16 protein-coding genes are annotated in these 25,802 nt (G+C 70.4%); 7 read left to right on the top strand and 9 right to left on the bottom strand.

From position 1 onward, the window contains the following. The first annotated feature begins 17 nt into the window (after positions 1 to 17). Positions 18 to 632, top strand: a complete 615-nt coding sequence (locus ACGFR7_RS34825; protein ID WP_393327284.1) for a hypothetical protein — start codon at positions 18 to 20, stop codon at positions 630 to 632. A gap of 25 nt (positions 633 to 657) precedes the next feature. On the opposite strand, the gene ACGFR7_RS34820 is transcribed toward ACGFR7_RS34825, so the two are convergent. The 3 genes from ACGFR7_RS34820 to ACGFR7_RS34810 all read right to left on the bottom strand — a co-directional run bounded on the left by ACGFR7_RS34820 (position 658) and on the right by ACGFR7_RS34810 (position 3,460). Further along, the gene (locus ACGFR7_RS34820; protein WP_393327281.1) at positions 658 to 1,428 is read right to left on the bottom strand and encodes a YqjF family protein; all 771 of its coding nucleotides are present in this window, start codon (positions 1,426 to 1,428) and stop codon (positions 658 to 660) included. Positions 1,429 to 1,707: 279 nt separating this feature from the next. Next, entirely contained in the window at positions 1,708 to 3,135 is a 1,428-nt protein-coding gene (locus ACGFR7_RS34815; protein WP_393327278.1) for a carboxylesterase/lipase family protein, read from the bottom strand. 76 nt (positions 3,136 to 3,211) lie between these two features. Further along, positions 3,212 to 3,460, bottom strand: coding sequence for a hypothetical protein (locus ACGFR7_RS34810; protein ID WP_393327275.1), 249 nt, complete (start codon positions 3,458 to 3,460; stop codon positions 3,212 to 3,214). Positions 3,461 to 3,876: 416 nt separating this feature from the next. On the opposite strand from ACGFR7_RS34810, the gene ACGFR7_RS34805 reads away from it, so the two are divergent. Both ACGFR7_RS34805 and ACGFR7_RS34800 read left to right on the top strand, forming a co-directional pair. Continuing rightward, positions 3,877 to 5,322, top strand: a complete 1,446-nt coding sequence (locus ACGFR7_RS34805) for an oxygenase MpaB family protein (RefSeq protein WP_393327273.1) — start codon at positions 3,877 to 3,879, stop codon at positions 5,320 to 5,322. 277 nt (positions 5,323 to 5,599) lie between these two features. Then, positions 5,600 to 6,913, top strand: coding sequence for a cytochrome P450 (locus tag ACGFR7_RS34800; protein ID WP_393327271.1), 1,314 nt, complete (start codon positions 5,600 to 5,602; stop codon positions 6,911 to 6,913). A gap of 29 nt (positions 6,914 to 6,942) precedes the next feature. On the opposite strand, the gene ACGFR7_RS34795 is transcribed toward ACGFR7_RS34800, so the two are convergent. Then, positions 6,943 to 8,358 carry a DEAD/DEAH box helicase gene (locus tag ACGFR7_RS34795; protein WP_393327268.1) on the bottom strand — a complete coding sequence of 472 codons (1,416 nt, stop codon included), beginning with the start codon at positions 8,356 to 8,358 and terminating at the stop codon, positions 6,943 to 6,945. A gap of 292 nt (positions 8,359 to 8,650) precedes the next feature. Next, entirely contained in the window at positions 8,651 to 8,920 is a 270-nt protein-coding gene (locus ACGFR7_RS34790; RefSeq protein ID WP_393327308.1) for a MerR family transcriptional regulator, read from the bottom strand. A 313-nt stretch (positions 8,921 to 9,233) separates the two neighbouring features. On the opposite strand from ACGFR7_RS34790, the gene ACGFR7_RS34785 reads away from it, so the two are divergent. Further along, positions 9,234 to 11,606: an Orn/Lys/Arg decarboxylase N-terminal domain-containing protein gene (locus tag ACGFR7_RS34785; RefSeq protein ID WP_393327265.1), complete on the top strand. Its 2,373-nt coding sequence runs from the start codon at positions 9,234 to 9,236 to the stop codon at positions 11,604 to 11,606. Positions 11,607 to 11,885: 279 nt separating this feature from the next. Here the strand turns inward: ACGFR7_RS34785 and ACGFR7_RS34780 are convergent, their stop codons facing one another. The 4 genes from ACGFR7_RS34780 to ACGFR7_RS34765 all read right to left on the bottom strand — a co-directional run bounded on the left by ACGFR7_RS34780 (position 11,886) and on the right by ACGFR7_RS34765 (position 17,796). Further along, positions 11,886 to 12,638, bottom strand: coding sequence for an alpha/beta hydrolase family protein (locus tag ACGFR7_RS34780; RefSeq protein WP_393327263.1), 753 nt, complete (start codon positions 12,636 to 12,638; stop codon positions 11,886 to 11,888). 125 nt (positions 12,639 to 12,763) lie between these two features. Then, positions 12,764 to 14,308, bottom strand: coding sequence for an FMN-binding glutamate synthase family protein (locus tag ACGFR7_RS34775; RefSeq protein WP_393327261.1), 1,545 nt, complete (start codon positions 14,306 to 14,308; stop codon positions 12,764 to 12,766). Between the two features lie 1,188 nt (positions 14,309 to 15,496). Beyond that, entirely contained in the window at positions 15,497 to 16,468 is a 972-nt protein-coding gene (locus ACGFR7_RS34770) for a helix-turn-helix domain-containing protein (RefSeq protein WP_393327258.1), read from the bottom strand. A 269-nt stretch (positions 16,469 to 16,737) separates the two neighbouring features. Beyond that, positions 16,738 to 17,796 carry a PucR family transcriptional regulator gene (locus ACGFR7_RS34765; protein ID WP_393327257.1) on the bottom strand — a complete coding sequence of 353 codons (1,059 nt, stop codon included), beginning with the start codon at positions 17,794 to 17,796 and terminating at the stop codon, positions 16,738 to 16,740. 253 nt (positions 17,797 to 18,049) lie between these two features. Here ACGFR7_RS34765 and ACGFR7_RS34760 point away from each other — a divergent pair, with 253 nt between their 5' ends. From ACGFR7_RS34760 to ACGFR7_RS34750, 3 genes are all read left to right on the top strand, one after another. Beyond that, positions 18,050 to 18,664, top strand: a complete 615-nt coding sequence (locus tag ACGFR7_RS34760; RefSeq protein WP_393327255.1) for a hypothetical protein — start codon at positions 18,050 to 18,052, stop codon at positions 18,662 to 18,664. Between the two features lie 86 nt (positions 18,665 to 18,750). Beyond that, positions 18,751 to 20,823 carry a flotillin family protein gene (locus tag ACGFR7_RS34755; RefSeq protein WP_393327252.1) on the top strand — a complete coding sequence of 691 codons (2,073 nt, stop codon included), beginning with the start codon at positions 18,751 to 18,753 and terminating at the stop codon, positions 20,821 to 20,823. Positions 20,824 to 20,899: 76 nt separating this feature from the next. After that, on the top strand, positions 20,900 to 25,783 hold the full coding sequence (locus ACGFR7_RS34750) for a DNA repair ATPase (protein WP_393327250.1): 4,884 nt from the start codon (positions 20,900 to 20,902) through the stop codon (positions 25,781 to 25,783). Positions 25,784 to 25,802 lie beyond the last annotated feature (19 nt).

Here is a 25,802-nt window from a genome sequence, read left to right as displayed (position 1 = left end):
GCGGGTACCGGCCGGTCGTGCTCCCCGGGACCGGCCCGGCCTCGAACGACCAGGGCCCGGACGAGCCGTCGGTCCAGGGCTCCGGAGAGCCGGACGCCTCCTCGGCCCACGGCAACACCGCCGGCGCCGGCTCCGGTGCCGGCACCGGGAGTGCCACCGCCACTGACACCGGGAGTGCCACCGCCGCCGACACCGGGAGTGGCACCGCCGCCGACACCGGGAGTGCCACCGCCACTGACACCGGGAGTGGCACCGCCGCCGACACCGGGAGTGCCACCGCCACTGACACCGGGAGTGCCACCGCCACTGACACCGCCGTCACCGACAACGGCATGGACTCGAATTCCGGCGCCATCGACCACGTCGAGGTCAACGTCCCCGATGTCGACGCCGGGCCGGTCTCCGTCGCTCAGGTGAAGGGGACGGTGGACGACATCCGGATCGTCGGCAGCCTGCCGTCCTCGGTCAAGGGTGCGGTGCTGAGCCGGGTGCGCGGCGACGTCCAAGGCCACTGCACTGGCGCCGGCGACGGGGGCCGGCCGATGGAAGGAAGCTCGAACTGCCGGTCCGACCGACCGGCCGACCGTGCCGGTGACGCTCTTGCCCGATCGTGCCACCACGCTCCCGGCTGACGTTCGACCGCCGTGCTGCACGGGCTCAGGGGGTGGGCAGACCGCCCGGGCGGGCAGGGCGGCCGAAGCGAACCGGTACGCCGGGGGAGTACAGCACGCTCACCGGCGGGCCGACCGGCGAAGGCAGCCCGGCTGCGGTCACCAACTCATCCTCGCAGTCAAGGAGTTCTGCCCGGTGCAGCGGCCAGCGCGGGTGGGCATTGGGCAGATACACCGGTCGGCCGAAGAAGGCGTTGTGCATGCCCCAGCGGGCGGTCAGGAAGTGTTCGAGGGGGGTCGGCTCCTCGATCCGCTCGCCGATGCGCACCGCGATCCGGCAGCGCACCCCGCGCGGCCCCGGCCAGCGTCGGCTGCTGGTGTAGCTGATGGTGTCCGCGTCCGCGTCACGATGGATCGCCATCTTGGCCCACACGTAGGGCATCCGGAAGGCGCTGCGGGCGACGGCCACCGGCAGCAGCCGCGAGGCCTCCAGCGAGCGGAAGACCACGCCGCGTCGGCCGTGCCGGTCCACCGAGTAGAGCCGCACGTTGGTCTCGGGAAAGGTGCCGAGGTACGGGATACCCGGCATCCTGAACCAGCCCACCCGGTGCATCCGGAAAGCCACCAGGCCGATGTAGGTGAGCCCGTCGTAGGTGTCCGGCACGGTCCCGGCCGGCAGCAGCGGCGCCACGTCCGCAGGGTCGGCAGCCCAGTGCAGGAACGACAGGTCGAGCCAGGACTGGGTGAGCAGCGTGTCCGCAACCTCATTCAGCGGATCGGGCGTTATCGGCTCCGCAGGGGCGGAAGAGAGCGACATCACGTCAGCCTTGCACACCTGTGCGATCGTCGCGCCAGGAACCCCTCGTCGGCTGCGAGGCAGCCCCGACCGGATTGGCCGGCGTGGGTGGCAACCTGGACCAGAGCGTGGCATCCGCGTGATCGTGGCGAGCTGCAGCATGTCCTCGGTGGTATCCCCTCCCAGGACCCAGCCCTGTTGGGGGCACAGGTTCGAAGGTCTTGCGATGACGAAGAGTCACCCATTGCGCCGACGGACTTCCTGGCGACCACTCTCCCGGCGTCGTGCGCAAAGAAGCCGCTAGGCGGAGGCGGTGCCTTCCCAGATCCGTCGGGACGCTTCCAGCGGGTAGCAGGTGTCGGCGGGTGGGAGGTTCCAGACTCTGGTGGTCGACCGGTCCAGGGTGAAGCGCGGCCAGCCCGGGTCGCCGGTAGCGGCGAACGAGGTCCAGGCAGTTCGCAACCGGCCGGACAGGTCGGCGAAGTCGGAGGGCGGCGGTGAACCCAGAAAGCGGGCGGCGTAACGGCTGGTGGCGTTGCCGAAGGTGAACGGGACGTCGATGCCGTGGGCGGCGCCCAGGGCGGGGCCTTGCCAGGTGAAGTCGTACAGCCAGGTGAGGCCGCCTGCGCGTGCGTGGGACCGGGCGACCCGGGTGGTCGGGATCCGTACGAGCGCGTCGGACAGCATGACCGTGAACAGGTCGGTGTCGGTGAGCCCGGGGTGGGCCCGGCGGTAGGCGGTTGCCGCCTCCTTACCCAGGCCGACCGCCTCGGCGACCGGCTCCAGGTCGACTCCCGCCGCGGGGGCCGGGCCCTGGCCCCGATACTCCTCGTGGGTGAATCCGCAGACCAGGTCGACGTCGCAGCCCGCGCCCGTTTCGAGGGCGGCCCACGGCTGCCCGGTCACCAGGTCGCCGTCGATGACGGGACCGAAGGCGCTGAATCCGTCCGCGCGGGTGCGAAGCGGCGCGTCCTGGACCGCCAAGAGTGCCTCGGGCGGCAGGCCGGCCAGCCCGTCCCACGTCGCCGGGACGCCTGCGGCCTGCGCGATCGTGGCAGTGATCGTCTCTGCCTCGGTTCGGGTCCGGGCCCCCGCCGGGATGCTCTGGGCGATCGCACGCCGGAACAGGCCCCGCGCCGCGGGCGCGGCCATCAGCAGCACGGCGGAGGCGGCGCCGGCGGACTGTCCGAAAACGGTCACGTTGCCGCTGTCGCCGCCGAAGGCAGCGATGTTGTCCCGGACCCATTGGAGGGCGGCGATCTGGTCGTGCAGCCCTCGGTTGTCCGGCACTCCGGGCAGGTGCCCGAAGCCCTCGAAGCCGACCCGGTAGTTGAAGGTCACCACGACGACTCCGGAGCCGGCGAGCGTGGTGGCGTCGTAGTGGGGCATGCTCGCCGAGCCGTGCTTCCACAGGCCCCCGTAGATCCACACCATGACCGGCAAGTTGGCCGCACCGGGGTCAGGGGTCCACACGTTCACCGTCAGGCAGTCCAGCCCGTCGCCGGGCCGCCACATGGCGGGGGCGCCGGGGGCCGGGGCCGGCTGCGGGGGCGCGGCCCCACATGCGAGAGCGTCGCGGATCCCGTCCCACCCTTGAGGCGCGGTGGGGGGCCGGAACCTCAGCGGACCCTCGGGCGGCGCGGCGAAGGGGATCCCCCGGAAGCACGAGATCCCGTCCCTGCCGGCCCCTCGCACCTTCCCTGCGGACGTCACCACCACTGGATTCATACAGCGCTCCTCAGCCAAGACGGGCCTCCTGGCCACGACAGGCCGACCCGATTCTACGGCTGGGTGTCAGCCGGCCTCATACGCCGTGCCCGAAGGTGAAGTGGACGTTGTCGCCCGGCCGGCGCTTGAGCTTGGCCGATCCCTTCAGCAGCGGTTCTTCGACGGTGCGTCGGACGGCATGTGCCCCGGTCCCGGCGGGGGCTGCGGCGGTGGACTCGGCCGCGGTGGCCGCGCCCGTGGTGCCCAGGGTGAGTGCGGATGCCGCACCGGCGATGAGGGTCGTGGCGGTGACGGGAAAAGGGCGTCGGACGCGGGTGCGGAGCATTGCTTCCTCCAACGGGAATGGCATCGGTCGGACCGTCATCGGGTCCGTCGGCCGGGATATTCCCGGCCACTCACCACGGTGTCGTCCGCACCCCGTATCGCCGCATCGCACCACAGGCGGGTGTGCCTCCGCCGCCCGGCACCACGGACGGATCATTGCCAGGAGCCTCCGTGCCTGACCGGTTGGCCATCGGCTACAACCGCCACTCGGCAGGTGGTCCTGACCGCCTCGACAAGGCACATGAGCCGTGGCTCCGGGCCGGTGTGGGAGGCCCTGTGGCGTGTCTCGGAGGGGTGAATTCGGGAACCTGGCCGCTCCCGGATTCCGGTAGGACCGTTGGGCTGGGTGGATAGCCGGATGATCGCTCTTCGGGCGTCCTTTTCCTTTCCCGTACACGTACTTGAGGAGACGTCCCCTTGGCTACCGCTGATCTTCCTGGGCCTGATTCGCTGCTGCGCCGCACGCTGGGGGAGTGGCGGATCGGGTTGGTGGCATGGCGGCTGCTGGTTCTGCAGACCGCGGATCCGGCGGTCGCGGCCGGCATGGCCAACTTCTCCACCTACCGCGCGCACCCGTGGCGGCGTGTCGAGCACACCATGGACAGCGGGAAGCGGCTGTTCTTCTCCGACCGTGAAGGGCTGCGCCGTGAGGTTGCCCGTCTGGAGCGCACGCACCGCCGTCTGGCCGGGACCGACGAGCAGGGCAGGCCGTTCACCGCGTCGGACCCGGCGGTGCGGGTGTGGGTGCTGGTCACCTTGTACGAGTGCATGACGGCGATGCGGGAACTGTCCGGACGCCCGCTGATGCCCTCTGAACTGGATCAGATGTACGGAGAATTCCGGGCGGTGTGTACCGAGTTCGGACTCTCCGACGACCTGTTCCCGGCCACGGCCGCGGACGTGCCCGCGTATATGGACCGCACGATCCGCGAGCGTCTTGAATACAGCGAACCCGTGCGCTACCTGCTCTTCGACATGCTCCGTGAAGCACCCGCGCCCCGCCGTCTCGGTCACCTCAAGCCGGCCTGGCCGCTGCTGCGCACGGTGGCCGCCCACGTGATCGGTGCGCTGACCATCGCGGACCTGCCGGAAGCCTTCCGCGAGCGCTTCAACTTGCCCCGCACCCGGCGCGCGGCCCTGCTGTCCTTCATCCTGCACCGTGGCGTGCGCGTGCTGGTGAATGCGTTGCCCGAGCATCGCCGCTACCGCACCCCGCCGGCGGGAAACTCATCGACTTCGCAGCCTTCCACCGCCTCCACCGATCGTCCTTCTCCGCCGGAGGCAAGCCCTGTCCGGCTTCCCGCACCACGCCGCCGCCGGGGCGCCGATTCCCGCCCGGCGCGTCTGCGGACCTTCTTCCGCCAGGTCCTTGACCAGACCGGCGACGGCCGCATCAGCTCGGTCGATCTGCAGGCCATGGCGCACAACGTGTGCTGGCCGCTCGAACTCACCCCCGAGCGCGAAGCCCGCGTCTATGCCGCCTTCGAAACCTGGTGGCAGCACCTGCGGACCGGCATGGATGCTGACGACGACGGACAGCTGACCTGCGAGGAGTTCGTCACCGCCATGCTCACCGGGATCGACGCCGGGCCGGCCTATCTCGAGCAGGGGTTGCATGTCGCGGTGCGGGCGGTCTTCCACGCCGCGGACACCGACGGCAGCGGACACCTGTGCGCCGATGAGTACCGCACGATCTTCGGCGGCTCCCGGGTCCACCCCGCCGAACTCAACCACGGCTTCCGCCAGCTCGACCACGATGGAGACGGCCGCATCACCGAAGCCGAATTCATCCAGGCCTTCACCGACTACTTCACCGCCCGCACCGACAACACGGCCGGCACCCAACTCCTCGGACGCCCATAGCGGCCGCTGCGGGCCAAGTGCCGGGGCAGCCACTGATGCGGCCGGGCGCGCATGCTTTCGCAGGGCGTCATCATCGCGCTGCCCCGCCAACGCGACACCAGCCGGGTGCCGGTGCGCAACGCCCCTCCGTGGTCCGTGAAATGCTCGCCGCGGCCAGTGCGGGCACGGGCCCCGCCGTGGGTAGGAAGCGGGACGGGGGAAATGGGATGACACAAGGACGAGTTGAGGGGCCCCTCGAACAGAATCGACGGCAGGACTTGGGACAGGAGGCACCGTTATGCGCATCCCCGGACCCGGGCACCAGGAGGACGGCGGGCTGAGCGCCGTTGCGGCCGCGGGCGGGCTGCACCGTTACCAGTTACGCCTGCACGAGGCGTACGGACCCGTCGTGCGCTTCCAACTGCCGGGCGCGGACACGGCCGTGTCGGTCGCCGATCCCGTGCTTCTGGAGGCCACGGCGCACATCGACACGCGGCCCGAGGAGCTGTTCGCGTTCCTGGACCCGCTGTGCGAGGCAGGCAACCTGCAAGTGCTACCCGCCGACGAGCACGGCCCCTGGCGCCGATTGCTGCTCTCGGTGCTCGCCGGACGGCCGGCGCACGAGCGGCACTTCGCGCGCTTCACCGAGCTGGCGTGCGAGCTCGCGGACCGCTGGGCGGGGGAGGGCGACGGCGAACCCGTCGAGCTGCAACAGGAATTGGCCGCGCTCTCGCTCCGTATGATCTGCGGGTTCGCGCTCGGCGGCGCGGAAACCGACACGGACCGTGTCGTCGCCGCGTTCGAGGAGGTGCTCACCGAGCACCTCGGGCGGCTCTACCAGGTGCCGCGGGCCGACCCGCGCTCGGCGGAGCGGGCCGAGGTGGCCCTTGCCTATCTGCGCGCGACGGTCGACCGCGTGGTGGCGGCGCACCGCTCGGGTGGCCGTACCGACCGCGGCGACCTGATCGGGGCGCTCGTCGAGGCCGGTCAGAGCCCGGCACGGCTGCGGGACACCGTGATGGTGACGCTGCTCGCCGCCCACCACACCACCGGCGTCGCCGTCTCGTGGACGCTGCACCTGCTGGGCCGCCATCCTGACGTGGCCGATCGCGTCGCCGCCGAACTGGACCAGGTGTTGGGTGCGCGCGAAACGCCCGATTACGGTGATCTGCGGCGGCTCACGTATCTGGACATGGTGCTCAAGGAGTCGATGCGCCTGTTCCCGCCCGGCCCGTACGGCGCACGCGAGACGACCGAGGACCTGGTTCTGGGCCCGTACGAGATTCCGGCCGGGACGACGGTGTTCTATCCGTTCTGGGCGGTGCACCTGAACCCTGAGCACTGGCCCGAGCCGGAGCGGTTCGACCCCGAGCGGTTCACGCCGCAGGAGGTGTCCAAGCGGCCGCGGCTCGCGTACATCCCCTTCGGAATCGGGCCACGCAGCTGCGAGGGCGCCGCTTTGGCCATGGTCGAGGCCCAGCTCGTCCTGGCCGTCCTCCTCAAGCGCCTGCGCTTTCGGCCCGCGCCGGGGCACGAGGTGACGCCGGTGGAACGGTTCGTGCTGTGGGCTCGGGACGGGATCCGGATGACGGTGCGGCCAAGGGACCTCTAGGGCTTGTCCGGCTTTGCGAGTCCAAACCCTCAGTCGCCGCGGCGCACCCGGGCTGCCTTGCGGGCCTCGGCGAGCTTACGGGCCTCGCCGGCCTTGCGGGACTTGCCGCCGGCGCCGCGGGAGGTGTCCTTGCTGGTGCCCAGGCCGCGGAAGGGGACGTTGGTGTTCTTGGTCCGGGGCGCGGTGGGCCCACCGTCGAGCGGGGTGCCGGAGGGGGCCTTGGCCCCGGTGAGCCGGCTGAGCTCCGCCTCACCCGAGCGCACCTTGGTGATCGTCGGCCTGATGCCGGCCGCGGCTATCAGCCGGCTCGTCTCGCGGCGCTGGCCCGACAGCACCAGCGTGACGACGCTGCCGGACTCACCGGCCCGGGCAGTGCGGCCCGCGCGGTGCACATAGTCCTTGGGGTCGGTGGGCGGGTCGACGTTGACCACGAGATCGAGGTCGTCGACGTGCAGACCACGGGCCGCGACATTGGTCGCCACCAGGACGGTGACCTGGCCGTTCTTGAACTGCGCAAGGGTCCGTGTGCGCTGCGGTTGGGATTTACCGCTGTGCAGGGCCGCGGCGTGCACTCCGCTGGCCCGAAGATGCCGGGTGAGCTGGTCGACCGCCTGCTTGGTGTCCAGGAACAGCAGTACGCGGCCGTCGCGGGCGGCGATCTCGGTCGTGACGGCGTACCGGTCGGGGCCGTGGACGACCAGTACATGGTGGTCCAGCGTCGTGACCGCACCCGCGGACGGGTCGACCGAGTGGACGACGGGGTCGTGGAGGTAGCGGCGGACCAGGTGATCGACGTCGTGGTCCAGGGTGGCCGAGAACAGCATCCGCTGGCCGTCGTGGTGCACCTGGTCGAGCACCGCGGTGACTTGCGGCAGGAAGCCCATGTCGCACATCTGATCCGCCTCGTCGAGGACGGTGATCCGTACTCGTCCCAGGCGGCAGTCCCCGCGCTCGATGAGGTCGTGCAGGCGGCCAGGGGTGGCGACGACGACCTCGGCTCCGTCGCGCAACGCAGCGGCCTGCCGGCCGAGCGACATGCCGCCGACGACCGTGGCCATCCGCAGCCGGAGCGCGTCGGCATACGGCGCGAGGGCTTCTGTTACCTGTTGGGCCAGCTCCCGGGTAGGCGCCAGGATCAGGGCGAGGGGCTGCTTCGGCTCCGCGCGCCGCCCGGCCGTCCGTGCGAGCAGCGGCAGGCCGAAGGCGAGCGTCTTGCCCGACCCCGTGCGCCCGCGCCCCAGGACGTCGCGTCCTGCGAGGGCGTTGGGCAGCGTGGCCGCCTGGATCGGGAAGGGCTCGCGTACCCCGAGCTCGGTGAGCGTTCGCAGGACCTCGGCCGGCAGTTCCAGGTCGGCGAAGGAGGCGACCGGGGGCACCGTCGAGGTGAGGGGCACCGGCCGGGCGGGGGTGCCGTGCGAGGTGCCGAGGCGGTCCGGGTGGTTCATGTAAGAGCCTTCCGTAGGGGGAACGTACCGAGGAAGGCCCGGCAGGAATGAGCACCGACGAAACAATGGGAACCGCACGGACGGAATCGCCGGTCGTCACGGCCGCCCGAAAATTTGAGGCTAACACGAAGTGACTGCTCGGCCCCGGCACCGCGGTGCTGATCTCGGCGAGGAGCAGGTTGCCACGGAGGCGGGTGAGGGCACCGTGGACAGCGAAGCGACTGCCCTCTGCCGGTGACGGAACGGTGTCAGCCTCCAGGTGCTGCAACGGCCCCAGCCGTCGCCCGGAAGCTCACGGGATGAGCTGACCCGTTCGTCCGTGGGCCGGGGGCGGCGACGGAGGAATGGGTGATCGTCGGGGCGATCTCGTTGGTGGGCTTCGTCGTGTGCGTCGAAGTGGCGGACGCTGTGGTGCCATGGGACCGCGCGGGCCGCCCGGCAGATCCTCGTGCCCGTACTCGCGGTAGCCGTTGGCGGCCGGCCGGGCTCTCAGCAGCCCCTCCACCTCGTAGTAGCGCGGCGACCGCGTGCTCACCCCGGCCGGCTCGGTCAGCTCCCCCATCCACACGGCGGCTCGTGCCACTGCCACCTCGTGAAGCGGTGCGGCCCGGACTCCTGTGGGGTGCCGGTCCAGGCGGAGACGCGGACCACCGCCGAGACGCGGCGAACGTCGGAGGCCCAGGGGAGTGCTGCCGTTCCCCTACCGATGCCAGGAGCGTTCACACAGCGCGGTCAGACGCGGCGTTTCCCTCATCGGAGTGGTTTCGCCCCGTCACCGGACCGCTGCCGGTGATCTTCCGGTTGCCTCTCGAAGAGCACGCATGGCGCGCACTTGCAGACCATGCACCGACTACGTGCAAAGCAGAGGGGCCACAATGAGCGACGGGACGGTTCTGTTCGCGGTACGCGAGGTCTCACAGAGCGGAGGCATCGCCGCCGAGCAACTACGCAGAATGCGCCGTGAGTTGGAGACCCGAGGTCTCGACGTGCGCTGGGCCACCACAGCCGACGACGCCCAGGCGGTGCTGCGCACCGAGGCAGGCCTGGCCGCCGCCGTGGTCGACTGGGACCTGCCCCAGGCCGCCGGAGACGGCGGCGAAACAGGCGGCGCCGCGGTACTGCGCCACGCCGGTCGGCGCTTCCAGAACCTCCCCGTCTTCCTGGCCATGGCCGGCGAAGACCTGGAACACCTGCCCCTGTGGGTGGCCGAAGCCGTGATCGGCTATATCTGGCCGCTGGAGGACACCGCATCCTTCATCGCCGGACGGATCGCCGGCGCCGCCCGCGGCTACCAGCACAACCTGCTGCCACCGTTCTTCGAGGCACTGCGCCGCTTCGACCACGCGCACGAGTACTCCTGGCACACCCCTGCCCACTCCGGCGGTGTCGCCTTCCTCAAGTCCCCCGTCGGCCGGGCCTTCCACGACTACTTCGGAGAACGGCTGCTGCGCAGCGACTTGTCGATCTCCGTCGAGGAACTCGGTTCCCTCTTCGAACACACCGGCCCGGTCGGCGCGGCGGAACGCAATGCCGCCCGCGTCTTCGGCGCCGACCGCACCTACTTCGTACTCCACGGCGACTCCACCTGCGACCGGATGGTCGGTCACTTCAGCGTCACCCAGGACGAGATCGCACTGGTGGACCGTAACTGCCACAAGTCGGTCCTGCACGGCCTGGTCCTCTCCGGAGCCCGGCCGGTCTACCTGGTCCCCACCCGCAACGGTTACGGACTGGCAGGACCCCTGTCACCTGCCGAGATCCAGGCACCGGCGGTCGTCTCCCGGACCAGCCGTAACCCGCTGACCCAGGGCGCCGTCTCACCCAAGGCCCAATACGCGGTGCTGACCAACTCCACTTATGACGGCCTGTGCTACGACACACTCCAGGTCGCCCAGGCCCTCGCACCCAGCACCCCCCGGCTCCACTTCGACGAAGCCTGGTTCGCCTACGCCCGCTTCCACCCCCTCTACGCCGGCCGCTACGGCATGGCGGTGGGCCCCGACACCTTCCCCGGCCCCCAACGCCCCACCGTCTTCTCCACCCAATCCACCCATAAGATGCTGGCCGCGCTGTCACAGAGCGCCATGGTGCACATCAAACCCGCACCCCGGGCGCCGGTGGAGCACGAACGGTTCAACGAGGCGTTCATGATGCACGGCACCACCTCACCGCTGTATCCGATGATCGCCTCCCTCGACGTGGCCACCGCGATGATGGACGGCCCCCAGGGCCGCTGCCTCATCGACGAAGCGGTGACCGAAGCCATCCGCTTCCGCCAGACCGTCGTACGCGTCGGCCGGCGCATCACAGCCGCCGACGACCGTCCGGACTGGTTCTTCGGCGTCTGGCAGCCCGAGACCGTGACCGACCCGGCCACCGGCGAACGTGTGCCCTTCGCCGACGCACCGGCCGAACTGCTGCGCAGCGAGCCGTCCTGCTGGCAGTTGGAGCCCGAGGCGGACTGGCACGGTTTCACCGGCCTGACCGAGGGCTACTGCCTGCTCGACCCCATCAAGGTCACCCTCACCTGCCCCGGCATCGACGCCACCGGGCAGATGTCCGACTGGGGCATCCCCGCCCGCGTCCTCACCGCCTACCTGGCCACCAGGAACATCGTGGTGGAGAAGACCGACAGCTACACCACACTCATCCTCTTCTCCATGGGGATCACCAAGGGCAAGTGGGGAACCCTGATGGACGCCCTGATGGACTTCAAAGCGCTCTACGACCACAACGCACCCCTGGAGCGTCTGCTGCCCGAGCTGGTCGCCGCCCACCCCCACCGATACACCGGCCAGACCCTGCGCGAGCTGTGCCAGGAGATGCACCACCACCTGCGCGACGCCCGCCTGGTCGAGCTGCTCGACACCGCCTTCCAGGACCTGCCCGAGGCCGTCACCCCACCCCAGCACTGCTACCAGCGCCTCATCCGCGGTGGCACCGAGCGCGTAAGACTGACCGACGCGGCCGACCGGGTGGCCGCCGCCATGGTCACCGTCACCCCGCCGGGCATCCCCGTCCTGATGCCCGGCGAAAACACCGGCACCCCCGACGGCCCGCTGCTGCGCTACCTGACCGCCCTGGAATCCTTCGACCGGCGCTTTCCCGGCTTCCGCAGCGAGACCCACGGCGTCACCCTCGCCCCGGACACCGGCGACTACCTCATCGAATGCGTACGCCAGATCCCCGCCCAGCAAACCGGTGGCACAGCCGAAGAGCACCACAAGAACCGACACGGAATCCGCTAAGCCCCCGACTGCCCCCAGGCTGACCCCATGGCACAAGGCCCCCCGTCCCACGCGGCCGGACGGGGGGACCGGCCGGAAAGCGGCCAGGGGTACAGGGCCTTGCCCCGCGGGATGTATGGGTGTCGGCACCGTCCCTCACCGAGGTACCTCTCCCCACCAGCAAGATCCCGATCCACGGCTGGAGTATCAGGGCTGTGCCCCCCGCCCGGGTCCCACGGGCCACGCCGCCCGACCACATCACCGTGTACCCGTGAATGTCTCTCCTGCGGGACGTGCGCCTTAGATGTACTGGTCGGCCCAGGCACTGATGATGTGGGCGGCTCGCTGTGCTTGTCCTCGGGCGGTCAGGAGATGGTCCGCTCCTTCGAGTGAGACGAAGCTTCGCGGGTGTCGTGCCTCGCGGAAGATCTCTCCCGCGTTGTCGATGTCGACGGTGTTGTCGGTCGGCGAATGCAGGACGAGCAGCGGCAGGTCCAACTCGCCGATCCGATCCCGCAGGTGAGCACGGCGGACGTCTTCGACGAAGGCACGCTTGAGGACCAGGGTCCTCCCGCCGACGAACCACTCGTGCGACCCATCACTGAGCACGCGATCCACGACCGCGTCGTACTGTCGCTCGACGTGGCTGGGATCGACAGGCGCCCCGATCGTGGCGACCGCGCGGACGCCGGTTGCCTCGGCCGCCGCGGCCAGGACGGCGGCGCCTCCCCACGAGTGCCCCACCAGCAGGTCTGCCGGAGTCCCTCGCTCCGCCATCATGGCTGCGGCACGGATCGTGTCCTGGACCTTGACGGTGAAGGAACCGTCCCCCCAGTCGCCGTCGGAGTCCCCGATCCCGAGGTTGTCGAAGCGCAGCATGCCGATCCCCTCGCGTGCCAGCTGCTTGCTGACACGCGACGCGGCCGGCGAGCCCTTGCCGAGCGTGAATCCGTGCACGAAGATCCCCCAGCCGCGAATCTCGCCGTCCGGCAGGTCGATCGCTCCGGCCAGTTCGGGGCCGACGACGCTCGGGAAACGCACTTTTTCGCTCATGTTGTGATCACCTAGGCAGGGGCTGTTCGTGGAGCAGGGAAGGGAAGACAAGGGTGCCACCGGTCGGCGCCACGCGCGCTCCCGGCAGGGGAGCAGTGAGCGCGGTGCCTGTCGTGATCGGCGCGTCAGGCGGTCGGCTTCTGGCCGGAGGACTGCTCGGTGGTGAGCAGTGCGGTGATCTCCTCGGCGAGGTGCGGGCCGAGCTCGCCCCAGCCGTCCTTGTAGCCGTAGACGCCGGCCAGGGTACGGGCCTCGTAGTCGCCGTTCATGATCTCGATGTCCGTGGCCGTGATGAGCGCCGGGTGGGCGACGCCGACGGCCGCCGAGATCTTCAGCAGCTCCTTGCGCAGGGTGCGCAGGTAGAGAGCGGCCCGGGTGGCCTTCGAGGCCGGGTCGAGGCCGCGGGCCAGCCACGGGCTCTGGGTGGCGATGCCGGTGGGGCACTTGTCGGTGTGGCACTTCTGCGCCTGGATGCAGCCGATCGACAGCATGGCCTCACGGGCCACGTTGATCATGTCGGCACCCAGGGCGAAGGCGACCACGGCGTTCTCGGGCAGGCCGAGCTTGCCGGAGGCGATGAAGGTCAGGTCGTCGGTCAGCCCCAGCTCGGCGAAGACGCCGTAGACCCGGGAGAAGCCCATCCGGAAGGGCAGCGACACCGAGTCGGAGAAGGTGAGCGGCGCCGCCCCGGTGCCGCCCTCGCCACCGTCGATGGTCACGAAGTCGACCCCGCGGTCACCTCGCGCCATCTGTGTGGCCAGCTCCTGCCAGAACTCCATCTCTCCCACCGCGCTCTTGATTCCGACCGGCAGGCCGGTCTCGGTGGCGAGCAGTTCGACGAAGTCGAGCATCGAGTCGACGTCACTGAACGCGGTGTGCCGCGACGGGGAGGCGCAGTCCTCGCCGAGCGGGATGCCGCGGATCTCGGCGATTTCCGGGGTCACCTTCGCGCCCGGCAGCATTCCGCCCAGCCCCGGCTTGGCGCCTTGGGAGAGCTTGATCTCTATCGCCTTGACCGGGGCACCGGCGACCACATCCTTGAGCTTGTCGATGTTGAAGCTGCCGTCCTCGTTGCGGCAGCCGAAGTAGGACGTACCGATTTGAAGGACGAGGTCGCCACCGTTGCGGTGGTACGGCGAGAGGCCGCCCTCGCCCGTGTTCTGCAGGGTGCCCGCCAGCGCCGCCCCCTTGTTGAGCGCCGTGATCGCCGCGCCGGAGAGCGATCCGAAGCTCATCGCCGAGATGTTCACCACGCTCGCCGGCCGGAACGCCTTGGCGCGCCCGCGCGGCCCGCCCAGCACCTTGGCCGACGGCAGTGGGGCCTGCGGGTCGTGCGCGTCGGGCAGCGTACCGGCGAACGTGCGCTGCTTCAGGTATGCGTGCCCCTGCATGTGCTCGACGTCGTTGTCGGTTCCGAACCCGAAGTAGTTGTTCTCCCCCTTCGCCGACGCGTAAACCCAGGTGCGCTGGTCGCGGCTGAACGGGCGCTCCTCGTCGTTGGAGGTCACTATGTACTGCCGCAGCTCGGGCCCGATCGTCTCCAACAGGTACCGGGCGTGCCCGAGCACGGGGAAGTTCCGGAGCAATGCGTGCTTCTTCTGGACAAGGTCACGAGCGGCCACCAGTGCCAATGCAGTTGCGGTGGCCGTGGCGATGCTCCGGACGCGCATGAACGTTCCTCTCCTCGATGCTCGACTCCATTGCCATGCGGTGGAGCCGTCGTGCCGCGCGTGGAGCGGCGGGCACGACCCAGCGGGCGTCAACGTCCTTCGGAGGACGCCAAATGATATTAGGGTCTCACCCGGACAGAGGGTCGCGGGTGGGGTGGTCTTCCCAGTGGTGGGCGGTCCAGGCGCATCGGAACGGGCTGTGCACGGTGACGCTCGTGTAACACGGCGTAACGTCTGAGCGTCGGCGTCGGCGTCGGCGCCGGGCCGGGCGAGGCCAGGGCTGCCGGACGGCCTCGTCGCCGAGGCCGCGACCCAAGGAGCTGCGACCCGGCACCTTGCCCAAGTCATCGGTGCCTGACCGGGCCGCCCTCGCGCACCTCCCAGCCGACCTGGTGCGTAGCCGGAAGGGAGCGGCGTGAAAGATCGGTTCGAGGCCGGCTGCGCGCCGTGCTCGGTGTGGGTGTCGGCGGGGTTCTCGGCAACGGCCTCGGCGGAGGCCGGGAAGTACGGTGCTCCCCCTCGATCTTGCCCGGGCACACGGGGCGCGTCGCGGAGCGGAATGGGCGGCACCTGCTCCCACCACAGAGGTGTGAAGTACTGGTTCAGGTAAGCCGGCCCGACGCATGCAGCGTTGGCGTACCGGCACCTCGCCTGCGCTACCGACGGGCAACCTGCAGTGATGAGCCGACTGCCCGTCAGCTCGGACCTGACACCGTCAGCGCGGAGTCGGACGGGAGCATGGCTTATGACTTACGGGCGACGCCACCGGCGATGCACCGCTGGGCTGCGTTCTTCTCCTTCGGCTGGATGGGGCCGCGGAGGTGCGGATGGGGGTTCTTCCTCCCGGCGATGGCCTTCGCCTCAGGGGAGCAGCGTCGATCTCGACACGCTCAGCGCCCTCAGCCAGACGGTTGCCACCCGTACCCCAGCAGGCGCTGAATGGCGAGACACCTACCGCCGCCTTCGGCCGTTCCTGAACTTCGCCAAGGTAGTCGCGCCTGTACCTGCCAGCAGACGCAGTCGGGGAGGGTGCCTTGCGCGCAGCCTGGCGGGCAGGGTCGCCATCGGGCGATTCACGGTGGCCGGCCACGGCTGATCGTGAGGCAGATCGCTCAAGGAGACTGCCCTCCTCGCCGGCCTCGGGCGAGGATCCAGCCGAGTGGCTCTCCGCGACCGCGGTGAGGACCGTCAGCCCGCCTGGATGAGGAACCGCTGGTCGGCCTCGCTGGTACACCTTTCTTCGATCGCTTCGGCTCCCGCCGTGGTGTGGTTGTCGGCAATGCCGATGCACCTGCTGCTGTTGGCCGGGCGAAGTCGGAAACCCTCGCTGTCACCGGCGGCGGCTTCCACGCGGAACACAGTGGCCTGGCCACAGTCGTCCCGGGGCTCAAGCATGCCCTTTACCCTGCCAGTGCTCATGATCGTCAGGCATCCTCTCCCTTGCCGGGGATGATGCCACTGGATGCGGTAGCGGCCCTCACCAGCCGCTTCGAGGTAGGTACGCGGCACCGTGGCTTGGGCGCAGGGGAGCTGGACCGCGACGGCGCTGGCATAGGCACCGGCCCGGTCACGTCCGTCGGTCAGACAGAGGTCTGGCGTACGGACGGGGCGGATGGTGACCCAGCCATCGGTGGGAGTCCGGGAAGCGGTGGCCGCGGCAGGCGGTGCGCCGGGGGTATCGGAGCTGCCGGGGAGCAGCCACCAGATGACCAAGGCGACCAGCATGACCATGAGACCGGTCGCGAGCACGACCGTACGGCTCTTGGCCCGGTGTGGCCGCGAGCCTGGCCGCGAGCCTGTGGGCTCTTCGATCTGCGGTTGAGTCTCGGCTTCGGCCTCGGGGCCGGGCGCCGTGGGGGACTCGGGAGCGATATCTGTGGCGATCCGGTCCCGGGCATCCAGCCAGGCGCCGACCTGTTGGTCCTGCCCGCAGGCACGGACGAACGCGGCCAGCACATCAGGTCGCGGCAGGCTTGTCCGGCGCAGGATGTCGGCCAGTGTGCTGCGCGCCAGCACGTCACCGTTTCGGGCGGCCCTCTCCTCCAATTCGCGGTAGGTCAGCCCTGAACGCTCCTTGAGTTGCTGCATCGACTCGATGAAGCGGGCAGCGTCTCGGGCTTCGTACGGCGAGAATTCCCCCAGGTTCTCCACGAAAGTCATCCTGCTGCGGCCATGGCATACGAAACAAGGGCGGATTCAGCTATCCCCTGCAGTCCGGGACAGACTTCGGGCAACGCCCTGACCAGCCCGGACAGCCCGCGACTGTCCGGGACTTCCGGTCCCGCTGTTTTTGCGGAAGTGCGCCGGCTGCCGCATGCTCAAGCGGTCGACCCTGACGCCCCCGCACCTCGCGCACCCGTCCAGGTTCCGCCCGGTCACTCTTCCGAAGCAGCCGGTGAAGGAGCAACGGTTGGGCGCGGCGCACGGTTTCACAGTGTCTTGGCCGGCCAGTCGAGCAGGCGGGCGCCGATGACGGCGGTCTGGAGCATGTAGCGGTGGTCGGGGTCGGCGGGGTTGGCGCCGGTCAACTGGTGGATGCGTTCCAGGCGGTAGGTCAGCGCACGCACGCTGAGGGAGAGGCGGCGGGCTGCTTCGGCGGCGATACAGCCGGAGTTGAAGTAGGCGGTGAGGGTGTCCAGGAGAGGCTGCGGGCCGCCGCGGGCGGTGGTGAGGGGGCCGAGTGCGCTGTGGACCAGGTCGGCCATGGCTTGCCGGTCGCGGGTGAGGACGGGGTAGACGAGCAGGTCGGCGGCGCGCAGCACGAGGTCGTCGAGCTCCATGCGGTGGGCCAGGTCGAGGGTGTTGAGTGCTTCCTCGTAGGACTGGACCACGCCGCCGGGGCCCGGCTGGGGGCGGCCGATGGCGACCCGGCCGCCTTCGGTGGCCGCGTAGGCCTGTTTGGCGAAGTGGAGGAGGATCTCGTCCTGGTCGCCGGGTGCGATGCACAGCATGCGGCCGCCTTTGGTGGTCAGCAGGATGCTGCGGTCGCCGAACCGGGCGATGAGGGACCGCTCCACCCGCCGCAGCACCGCGTCACCCTCGTCGTAGGCGGCCGGTCCCTGGGCCACGGCGACGGCATGGGCGTGGGAGAGGCGCAGCCCGAAGCGTTCGGCGCGCTCGGCCAGGCGGCCGAGGTCGCTGCGGCCGTAGAGGAGGTCATCGATGAACTCCCGGCGCGCGGCTTCCTCCTGGCGTACGGCCAGCCGCTGGGCTCGCTCATAGCCTTCGGCGAAGGCGTCGATGGCCTGCTGCACGGCGGCGAGCACGCTGTCCGGTGAGCTGGACGAGCCGGGCCAGGCAGCGCGGGTGGCGGTGAGGTGTCCGCTGACGAGGGCGCGCAGGCCGAGGCCCGCTTCGGCAGCCTGTTCTCCGAGGGCGCGACGGGAGTTGATCTCTTCGCGGGTGAGCCGGCGGCCGGTGGCCGAGGCGTCGGCCAGAATCTGGGCGTAGCCGGCCAGATAGTCCTCGGGTATCTCGTACTCCGCCACGTGTCTCCCGGTTTCTTGACGTGCCGGTGACGCGTTCTTAGCGGCAACCTGGCATGGAGACCTTAGTGAAGATTGCCGGAATCCGGCAATGCGAGTGCCGTACGGGCCGGGCAGGATGGGTGTGGGGGAACACAGGGGACGGTCCCGATGCCGCTTACCGGCAGGATGGGTGTGCCGCGGGACCGTCTTGCCCCTGGCTGCCGCACAGGCAGGGCACAGAACAGAGCCGGACGAGATCTCGGGGAGGGTTGGCATGGGGACGTTTCTGGCGGCGGCCGCCGGTTTTCCCACCATCGTGTTCACCGCCGCCCTCGTCGTGGTCGTGGCCTTCTGGCTGCTGGTCGCCGTCGGCGTGACCGAGTCCGGGAGCTTTGATGCGGATGCGGATTTCCGACCCTGGGGGATGGGCGGGGTACCGGTCACGGTCGCCTTCTCGCTACTGACGGCGCTTGCCTGGTTCGTGAGCCTCGCCGGGACCGTTCTTCTGGATTCCACCGCCTCTCCGGGCTTGGTGCGGGAGCTGCTGCGGCCGGCCGTGCTGGTCGTGGCCATGGTGGTCGCGTGGCGGGTGACGCGGGTGCTCGTACGGCCGTTGCATCGTCTCTTCCCCGCCGCACCCGGGCCGCCCCGGGCCGATTTCATCGGGCTGACCTGCATCATCCGCACCGGGCGGGTGGACGCAGGCTTCGGCCGGGCCGAAGCCGCCGCCCACGACGGCTCCACCACCGTGATCCAGGTCCGCCAGCCGGGCGACGAACCTCTGACGTACGGCAGCACCGGGCTGCTGTACGCCTACGACGAGGCCGGCGGGTTCTTCTGGGTCGAGCCCTGCGACGCGGCACTCGACCCGGGCGGGCACGCTACCTGACCCGGGCGGGCACGCCGCCGAGCCGCCGGGCCGCGCGCACGGCCCACCTCACGCTTCCGCTTCCTCACGCCTCAAGGACCGTTCCTATGGATGCCGTCACCGTGGGCATCGGTGTACTCGTCGCCGTTGTCCTGCTCATAGCCGTCGTCATGCTGCTGGGCTTCTCCCGCTTGTTCCGCAAGGTGGAGCAGGGCAAGGCGTTGATCGTCTCGAAGATGCGGAAGGTCGATGTGACCTTCACCGGGCAGGTCGTGCTGCCGGTGCTGCACAAGGCCGAGGTGATGGACATCTCGGTGAAGGCCATCGAGATCACGCGCACCGGCCGGGACGGGCTGATCTGCCAGGACAACATCCGCGCGGACATCCGGATCTCGTTCTTCGTCCGCGTCAACAAGACCGTCGAGGACGTCATCAAGGTCGCCCAGGCCGTGGGCACCCAGCGAGCCAGCGATCAGGCAACGCTGCAGGAGCTGTTCCACGCGAAGTTCTCCGAGGCGCTGAAGACGGTCGGCAAGCAGCTGGACTTCACCGACCTCTACACCAAGCGCGACGAACTGCGGTACCGCATCATCGAGGTCATCGGCGTCGACCTCAACGGCTACCACCTTGAGGACGCCGCGATCGACTACCTGGAGCAGACGCCGCTCGGCCAACTCGACCCGCACAACGTCCTTGATGCCCAGGGCATCCGGAAGATCACCGAGCTGACCACGGTCGAGCACGTGCGCACCAATGAGTTCCAGCGCACCGAGGAGAAGGAGATCACCCGGCAGAACGTCGATGCCCGGGAGGCGATCCTCGAACTGGAGCGGCGGCAGGCGGATGCCGAGATCAAGCAGAAGCGGGAGATCGACACCTCCCGGGCCCGCGAGGAGGCCGAGACCGCGCGGGTGGTGGAGGAGGAGCGGCTGCGGGCGCAGGGCGCCTTCCTGCGCACCGAGGAACAACTCGGTGTGCAGCGCGAGAACCAGTCACGCGAGGTTGCGGTGGCAGCGAAGAACCGGGAACGGGTCATTGCCATCGAGAGCGAGCGCATCGAGAAGGACCGCCTGCTGGAGGTCATCGCCCGGGAGCGGGAGACCGAGCTGACGCGGATCTCCGCCGAGAAAGAGGTCGAGGCGGAGAAGCGGGACATCGCCGAGGTGATCCGGGAGCGCGTGGCGGTGGACCGTACGGTCGCCGAGCAGGAGGAGTCCATCAAGAAGCTGCGCGCCGTGGAGGCGGCTGAGCGGGACCGGCAGGCGGTCATCATCGCCGCCGAGGCGGAGGCGCAGGAGAAGCTGGTCAAGGACATCAAGGCGGCAGAGGCCGCCGAGCAGGCCGCGACCCACCGGGCGGCGGAGGAACTGACCCTGGCACAGGCCCGGTTGAAGTCGTCCGACCTCGACGCACGGGCCAAGGTCCGGCTCGCCGAGGGCATCCAGGCCGAGTCGGCCGCGGAAGGCCTCGCGGCCATTCAGGTGCGCGACAAGGAGGCCGAGGTCATCGAGAAGGCCGGCCGCGCCGAAGCCGAGGCCACCGAGGCACGGCTGCGCGCCGAGGCCGAGGGCGTACGGGCGAAGGCGCTGGCCGAGGCGACGGCCATCGGCGAGAAGCTGAAGGCCGAGGCGGCCGGCCTGAGTGAGAAGGCCGCCGCGATGGCAGCCCTCGATGAGGCGTCCCGTGGCCACGAGGAGTACCGGCTGCGGATCCAGACGGAGAAGGAGATCCGGCTGGCCGGCCTCGACGTGCAGCGTCAGGTCGCCGAGGCGCAGGCCACGGTGCTTGCGACCGGACTGGAGAACGCCGACATCAACATCGTCGGCGGCGAGTCGGTCTTCTTCGACCGGCTGGTGTCCTCGATCGCGCTCGGCAAGGGTGTCGACGGCTTCGTCCAGCACTCCGAGACCGCGCAGGCGCTGGCGAAGCCCTGGCTGGACGGCTCGGCGAGCTTCACCGACGACCTCGGCCGCATTCTCGGCTCGGTCTCGACGGCCGACGTACAGAACCTGACCGTCTCCGCGCTGCTGATGAAGCTGATGAAGACGGGCGACGGCGTGAGCGCCGGGCCGCTGCGGCAACTCATGGACCGGGCCGGCGAACTGGGCCTGGCCGACGTGCCGCTGAACGCCCTGAGCGGCATCGACACCACCCACACCAACGGCGCCGTCAAGGCGTGATCACCCGCGTCGACCGGAGCTGCCGCACAGGGGACGGCAGCTCCGGTCCGCACCTTTGTGAAGGGAACGAGATCCCATGGCAACCGGCCTGGACACCGGTACGTACGAGGTCCTGCGCGACCGGCTCGCCGCACAGGGCGCCGAGCTCGCCCGCCGGGCCGAGGAACTCAACAGCCGGCGCACCGCGGAATTCGGCTCGACACGGCTCGAACTCACCGGCACCGGGCAGCTGCGCACCGAGCGCGCCTGCCTGCCCCGCGACATCGTCGCCATCGGTGATGCCCTGCTGTTCGGGTACGGCGCCCTGGCCGGACGCACGAACGAGCCCGGCTCCCACGAGGCCGTCCCGGGCGAGGTCTTCGCGCTGTACGACCGAGACCTGCAACCGATGCCCGAGGACGCGGTGCCGGGCCTTCTCGACGACCCTGCCTTCGTACGGGAGTTCGCCGCCCTCCACCGCTACTACCGAGAGACCCGGCTGCTTCAGCTGCGCCACGTCGAGGGCAAGCTGCTCGCCGTCTTCCGGACCGGCGACAAGCCGGACGACATCCGCGTACTGCGCTGGTCGGTGACCGAGGACGGCCGGGTCTCCTTCCTCGACGCCCGCGGGGAGCGCGACCACCTCTTCCCGCCGTCTCATGACATCGAGTGGACCGAGGCGACGCGCGAGGACCATGTTCCCGGCCGTCACCCGCATGTGTCCATTCAGGGCGAGGTCTTCGTCGCGACGGTCGGCGGCAGGCTCACCGTCAAGGTGGGCAACGACACCGAGACCGGCGAGGGGATCTACGCCGAGCCGGTGGACGAGCCGCTGCAGGCCCTCGCCGACGCGGAGGTCGCCCACGCCAGGGCGGGCGCCCTCATCCTGCTCCGCATCCGCCCCTACAAGGAGTCCGCCGAACGCTACTTGGTCTTCAACACCCTCACCAAGGCCGTGGTGCGGCTCGACGGCCTCGGTCAGGCGTGCCGCCGGCTGCCCGAGGACCAGGGAATCGTCTTCCCGGGCGGCTACTGCCTGGCGACCGGCGCGTACAAGGTCTTCGACACGGACACCGCCGACCTGGAGTTGGCGCGGATGGTCCGCTCGCCCAACGGCGAGGACCTGCTCTTCGCCTTCCACGCACGTGCCGAAGGCCGCAACCTGCTGCTCTCGTACAACCTGATCCGCAAGGAGGTCGACACTCCGCTGTCCTGCCGAGGCTGGGCGTTGTTCGAGGACGGCACAGTGATGCTGCTGCACGGCGGCAGCGACGAGGCGGCCCGCGTCCACGGGCTCCAGGTGTGGCGCTCGCCCTACGTCTTTGACACCTACGCCGCCGCACAGCCGATCGGCACCGGCCCCCTGGCCCGGGTGAGCAATGCGGGCCTCGTTCGTGGCATCTCCGACTGTCTCGCCCTGGCCGGCACCGTCGCGGGGAGCACGGCGACGACGGAGGTCTACGAGGCGCTGGTGGCGGACTGCGTCCGGGTCGCCGACACCCACCACTGGCTGGCGGATGCCGAGTTGGGTGATCTGCGCGGCCCGCTGGACGCGGTGCGGGCCACCGCCGAGCAGGTGCTGAGCGAGTTCGAGACCGTCCAGGCGCTCACCCGGCGGGCCGCCGAAGCACTCGACGAGGCCGCGGCCCGTATCGCGTCGGTGGTACGCCGCCTGCGCGGCGAGGCCCCGCGCAGTGCCGGCGCCTGGGTGGCGGGACTGTCCGAACTGCGGCAGGCCCAGGGCCATCTGCTCACCCTCAAGGACCTGCGGTACGCGGACACCGCCCGCGTCGATGCACTCGTCGCGGACGCCGCGACCGACCTCGCCTCGTTCGGCCGGCGCGCCGTCGCCTTCCTGGCCCATGAGCACGCCTTCACCGGCCACCGTCAAGACATCGAGCAACTTGTCGCGAAGGGGGAGTCGATTGCCACGGTCGCCGAGGCCGCACCGGTCGCAGCCCGGCTCGACGAGCTGACCGAAGGGCTCCGGACCGTCACCGAGGTCGTCGAGGGGCTCGACATCGGCGACGCCACTGTCCGTACGTCCGTCCTGGGAAGCGTCGCGGAGGTGCTGGGAGGGGCCAACCGCGCCCGTGCCACGCTCGACGCCCGCCGACGCGAACTCCTCGACCACGAGGGCCGCGCCGGATTCGCCGCCGAGTTCGCCCTGTTGGGCCAGGCGGTCAGCGGCGCCCTCGCAGTGGCCGACACGCCGGAGGCATGCGACGAGCAGCTGGCGCGCCTGCTCGTACGGCTGGAGAACCTGGAGTCCCGCTTCGCGGAGTTCGACGACTTCCTCGGCGAGCTGACGGACAAGCGCACCGAGGTCTACGAGGCGTTCTCGGCCCGGAAGCAGACCCTCGCCGACGCCCGTTCCCGGCGCGCCGAGCAGCTGGCCGCCTCGGCGGTGCGGGTGCTGGAAGCCGTCGGCCGCCGCTCCGCCACGCTCGCGGACGCCGACGCGGTCGCCACGTACTTCGCCTCCGACCCGATGGTGGCCAAGGCCCGGGGAATCGCCGGGGAACTACGCGAACTCGGCGACGGCGTACGGGCGGAGGAACTGGACGGCCGCCTGAAAGCCGCCCGCCAAGAGGCGTCCCGCGCCCTGCGCGACCGCACCGACCTCTATACCGCGGACGGCCAAACCCTCCGCCTGGGCCGTCACCGCTTCGCCGTCAACACCCAGCCCCTGGACCTCACGCTGGTACCGCACGGCGACGGCCTCGCCGTCGCCCTCGCCGGCACCGACTACCGTTCCCCGGTCACCGACCCCGCCTTCGCCGCCACCCGCCCGTACTGGGACCGGCCGCTGCTCTCCGAGTCGCCCGACGTCTACCGGGCCGAACACCTCGCGGCCAGGCTGCTCGACGAACACGGCCCGGCCGCCCTGGCCGCCGCCGACCTCCCCGCCCTGGTACGACAGGCCGCGGAGCAGGCGTACGACGAAGGCTACGAACGCGGCATCCACGACCATGACGCGACCGCGATCCTGGCCGCGCTGCTGCGGCTGCACGATGGTGCGGGGGCGCTGCGCCACCGGCCCGCGGCCCGTGCCACGGCCCAGCTGTTCTGGGCGCACGAGCCGACCGCCGAGGCCCGCGAAGCCTGGACCCGCCGCGCCGTGTCGCTCGCCCGCGCCCGGGGGACCTTCGGCCCGGCCCCGGCGATCGCCGACTTCCAGGCAGAACTCGCCGCAGCGATCGGCGGGGAGGGGGGAGGGGCCGCCGCCGTGTACCTCTTCGAGGAACTGACCAGTGGCCCGGACGGCTTCGTCCTCAGCTCCGAGGCCCGCACGCTGCTCGACACATTCCGTCGTGCAGTGGGCACCTCGGCCTACGACGACGACCTGACCGCCCTCCACGACCTCGCCGCCCGCCGCCAGCTGGTCGAAGCCTGGCTGTCCTCGTACGCCCACGCCACCGGGTCCGACCTCGCCCCCGGAGACCTGGCCGAGGCCGTGGCGGCAGAGCTGTGCCCGGACCTCGCACGCTACGCGTCGGATGCGCCGCTGAGCGAGACCGTCGGCGGCCTGCTCGGCACCCACCCCCGCATCACCGGCCGCGCCCTCACCGTCCGCATCGACGAACTGCTCGCCCGCGCCCGCGACTTCCGCACTCACGATGTCCCGGGCCACCGCGCCTACCAGCGGCAACGCACCGCCCTGGTGGCTGCCGAGCGCTCCCGGCTCCATCTGGAGGCCCACCGTCCCCGGGTGATGTCGTCCTTCGTCCGCAATCGGCTCGTCGACGAGGTGTACCTTCCCCTCATCGGCGACAACCTCGCCAAGCAGCTCGGCACCACGGGCGAGACCAGGGCCCCCGACACGGGCGGACTGCTTCTGCTCATCTCCCCGCCCGGATACGGCAAGACGACGCTCATGGAGTACGTCGCCGACCGGCTCGGCCTCCTCCTCGTCAAGATCAGTGGCCCGGCACTCGGCCACTGGGTCACCTCCCTCGACCCCGCCGAGGCCCCGAACGCCACGGCGCGCCAGGAGATCGAGAAGATCAACTTTGGCCTGGCTGCCGGCAACAACACGCTCCTCTACCTCGACGACATCCAGCACACCTCACCCGAGCTGCTCCAGAAGTTCATCCCGCTGTGCGACGCCACCCGCCGCATCGACGGGGTGTGGGACGGCCAGCCGCGCACCTTCGACCTGCGGGGCAAGCGCTTCGCGGTCTGCATGGCCGGCAACCCCTACACCGAGTCGGGCAGCCGCTTCCGGGTGCCCGACATGCTGGCCAACCGCGCCGACGTCTGGAACCTCGGCGATGTCCTGACCGGCAAGGAGGACGCCTTCGCCGCCAGCTTCGTCGAGAACGCCCTCACCGCGCACCCCGTACTGGCCCCGCTCGCGGGCCGCGACCGCGGCGACCTCGACGTGCTGATCCGGCTCGCCGCCCACGACCCTACGGCCCGCGCCGACCGGCTCACCTACCCGTACGTCCCTGCCGAACTGGACCGCATCACCGCCGTGCTGCGGCATCTGCTCACCGCACGCGCCACGGTCCTCGCCGTCAACGCCGCCTACCTCGCGTCCGCTGCGCAGTCCGACGCGACCCGCACGGAACCCCCGTTCCAGCTCCAGGGCTCCTACCGCAACATGAACAAGATCGCCCAGCGCATCCAGCCCGTCATGAACGAGGCGGAACTCGCGGGCATCATGGACGACCACTACACGACCGAGGCCCAGACCCTGACCACCGGAGCCGAGGCCAACCTGCTGAAGCTGGCCGCATTGCGCGGCACGCTCACCTCCGAACAGGCAGCCCGCTGGGCAGAGCTGAAGTCCGCCTACGTCCGTACGCAGCAGCTCGGCGGGGCGGACGGCGAACCCGTCATCCGCGCTGTCGCCGCCCTCGGGCTGCTCGCCGACCATGTGGCGGCAGTCGAGCAGGCGATCATCCGTGCCACCGACCCCCGCAGGCTCATGGTGCAACCGGCGGCCCGGCACAGGGCCAAGCCCCAGGACGAGTGAGGCGGCCAATGGGGAGGAC

Origin of the sequence: Streptomyces sp. NPDC048516 (genome assembly GCF_043199875.1) — a bacterium.
GTDB lineage: Bacteria > Actinomycetota > Actinomycetes > Streptomycetales > Streptomycetaceae > Streptomyces.
Note: the sequence above shows the minus strand (reverse complement) of the source record. Positions and strands in the feature narration are given on the sequence as shown.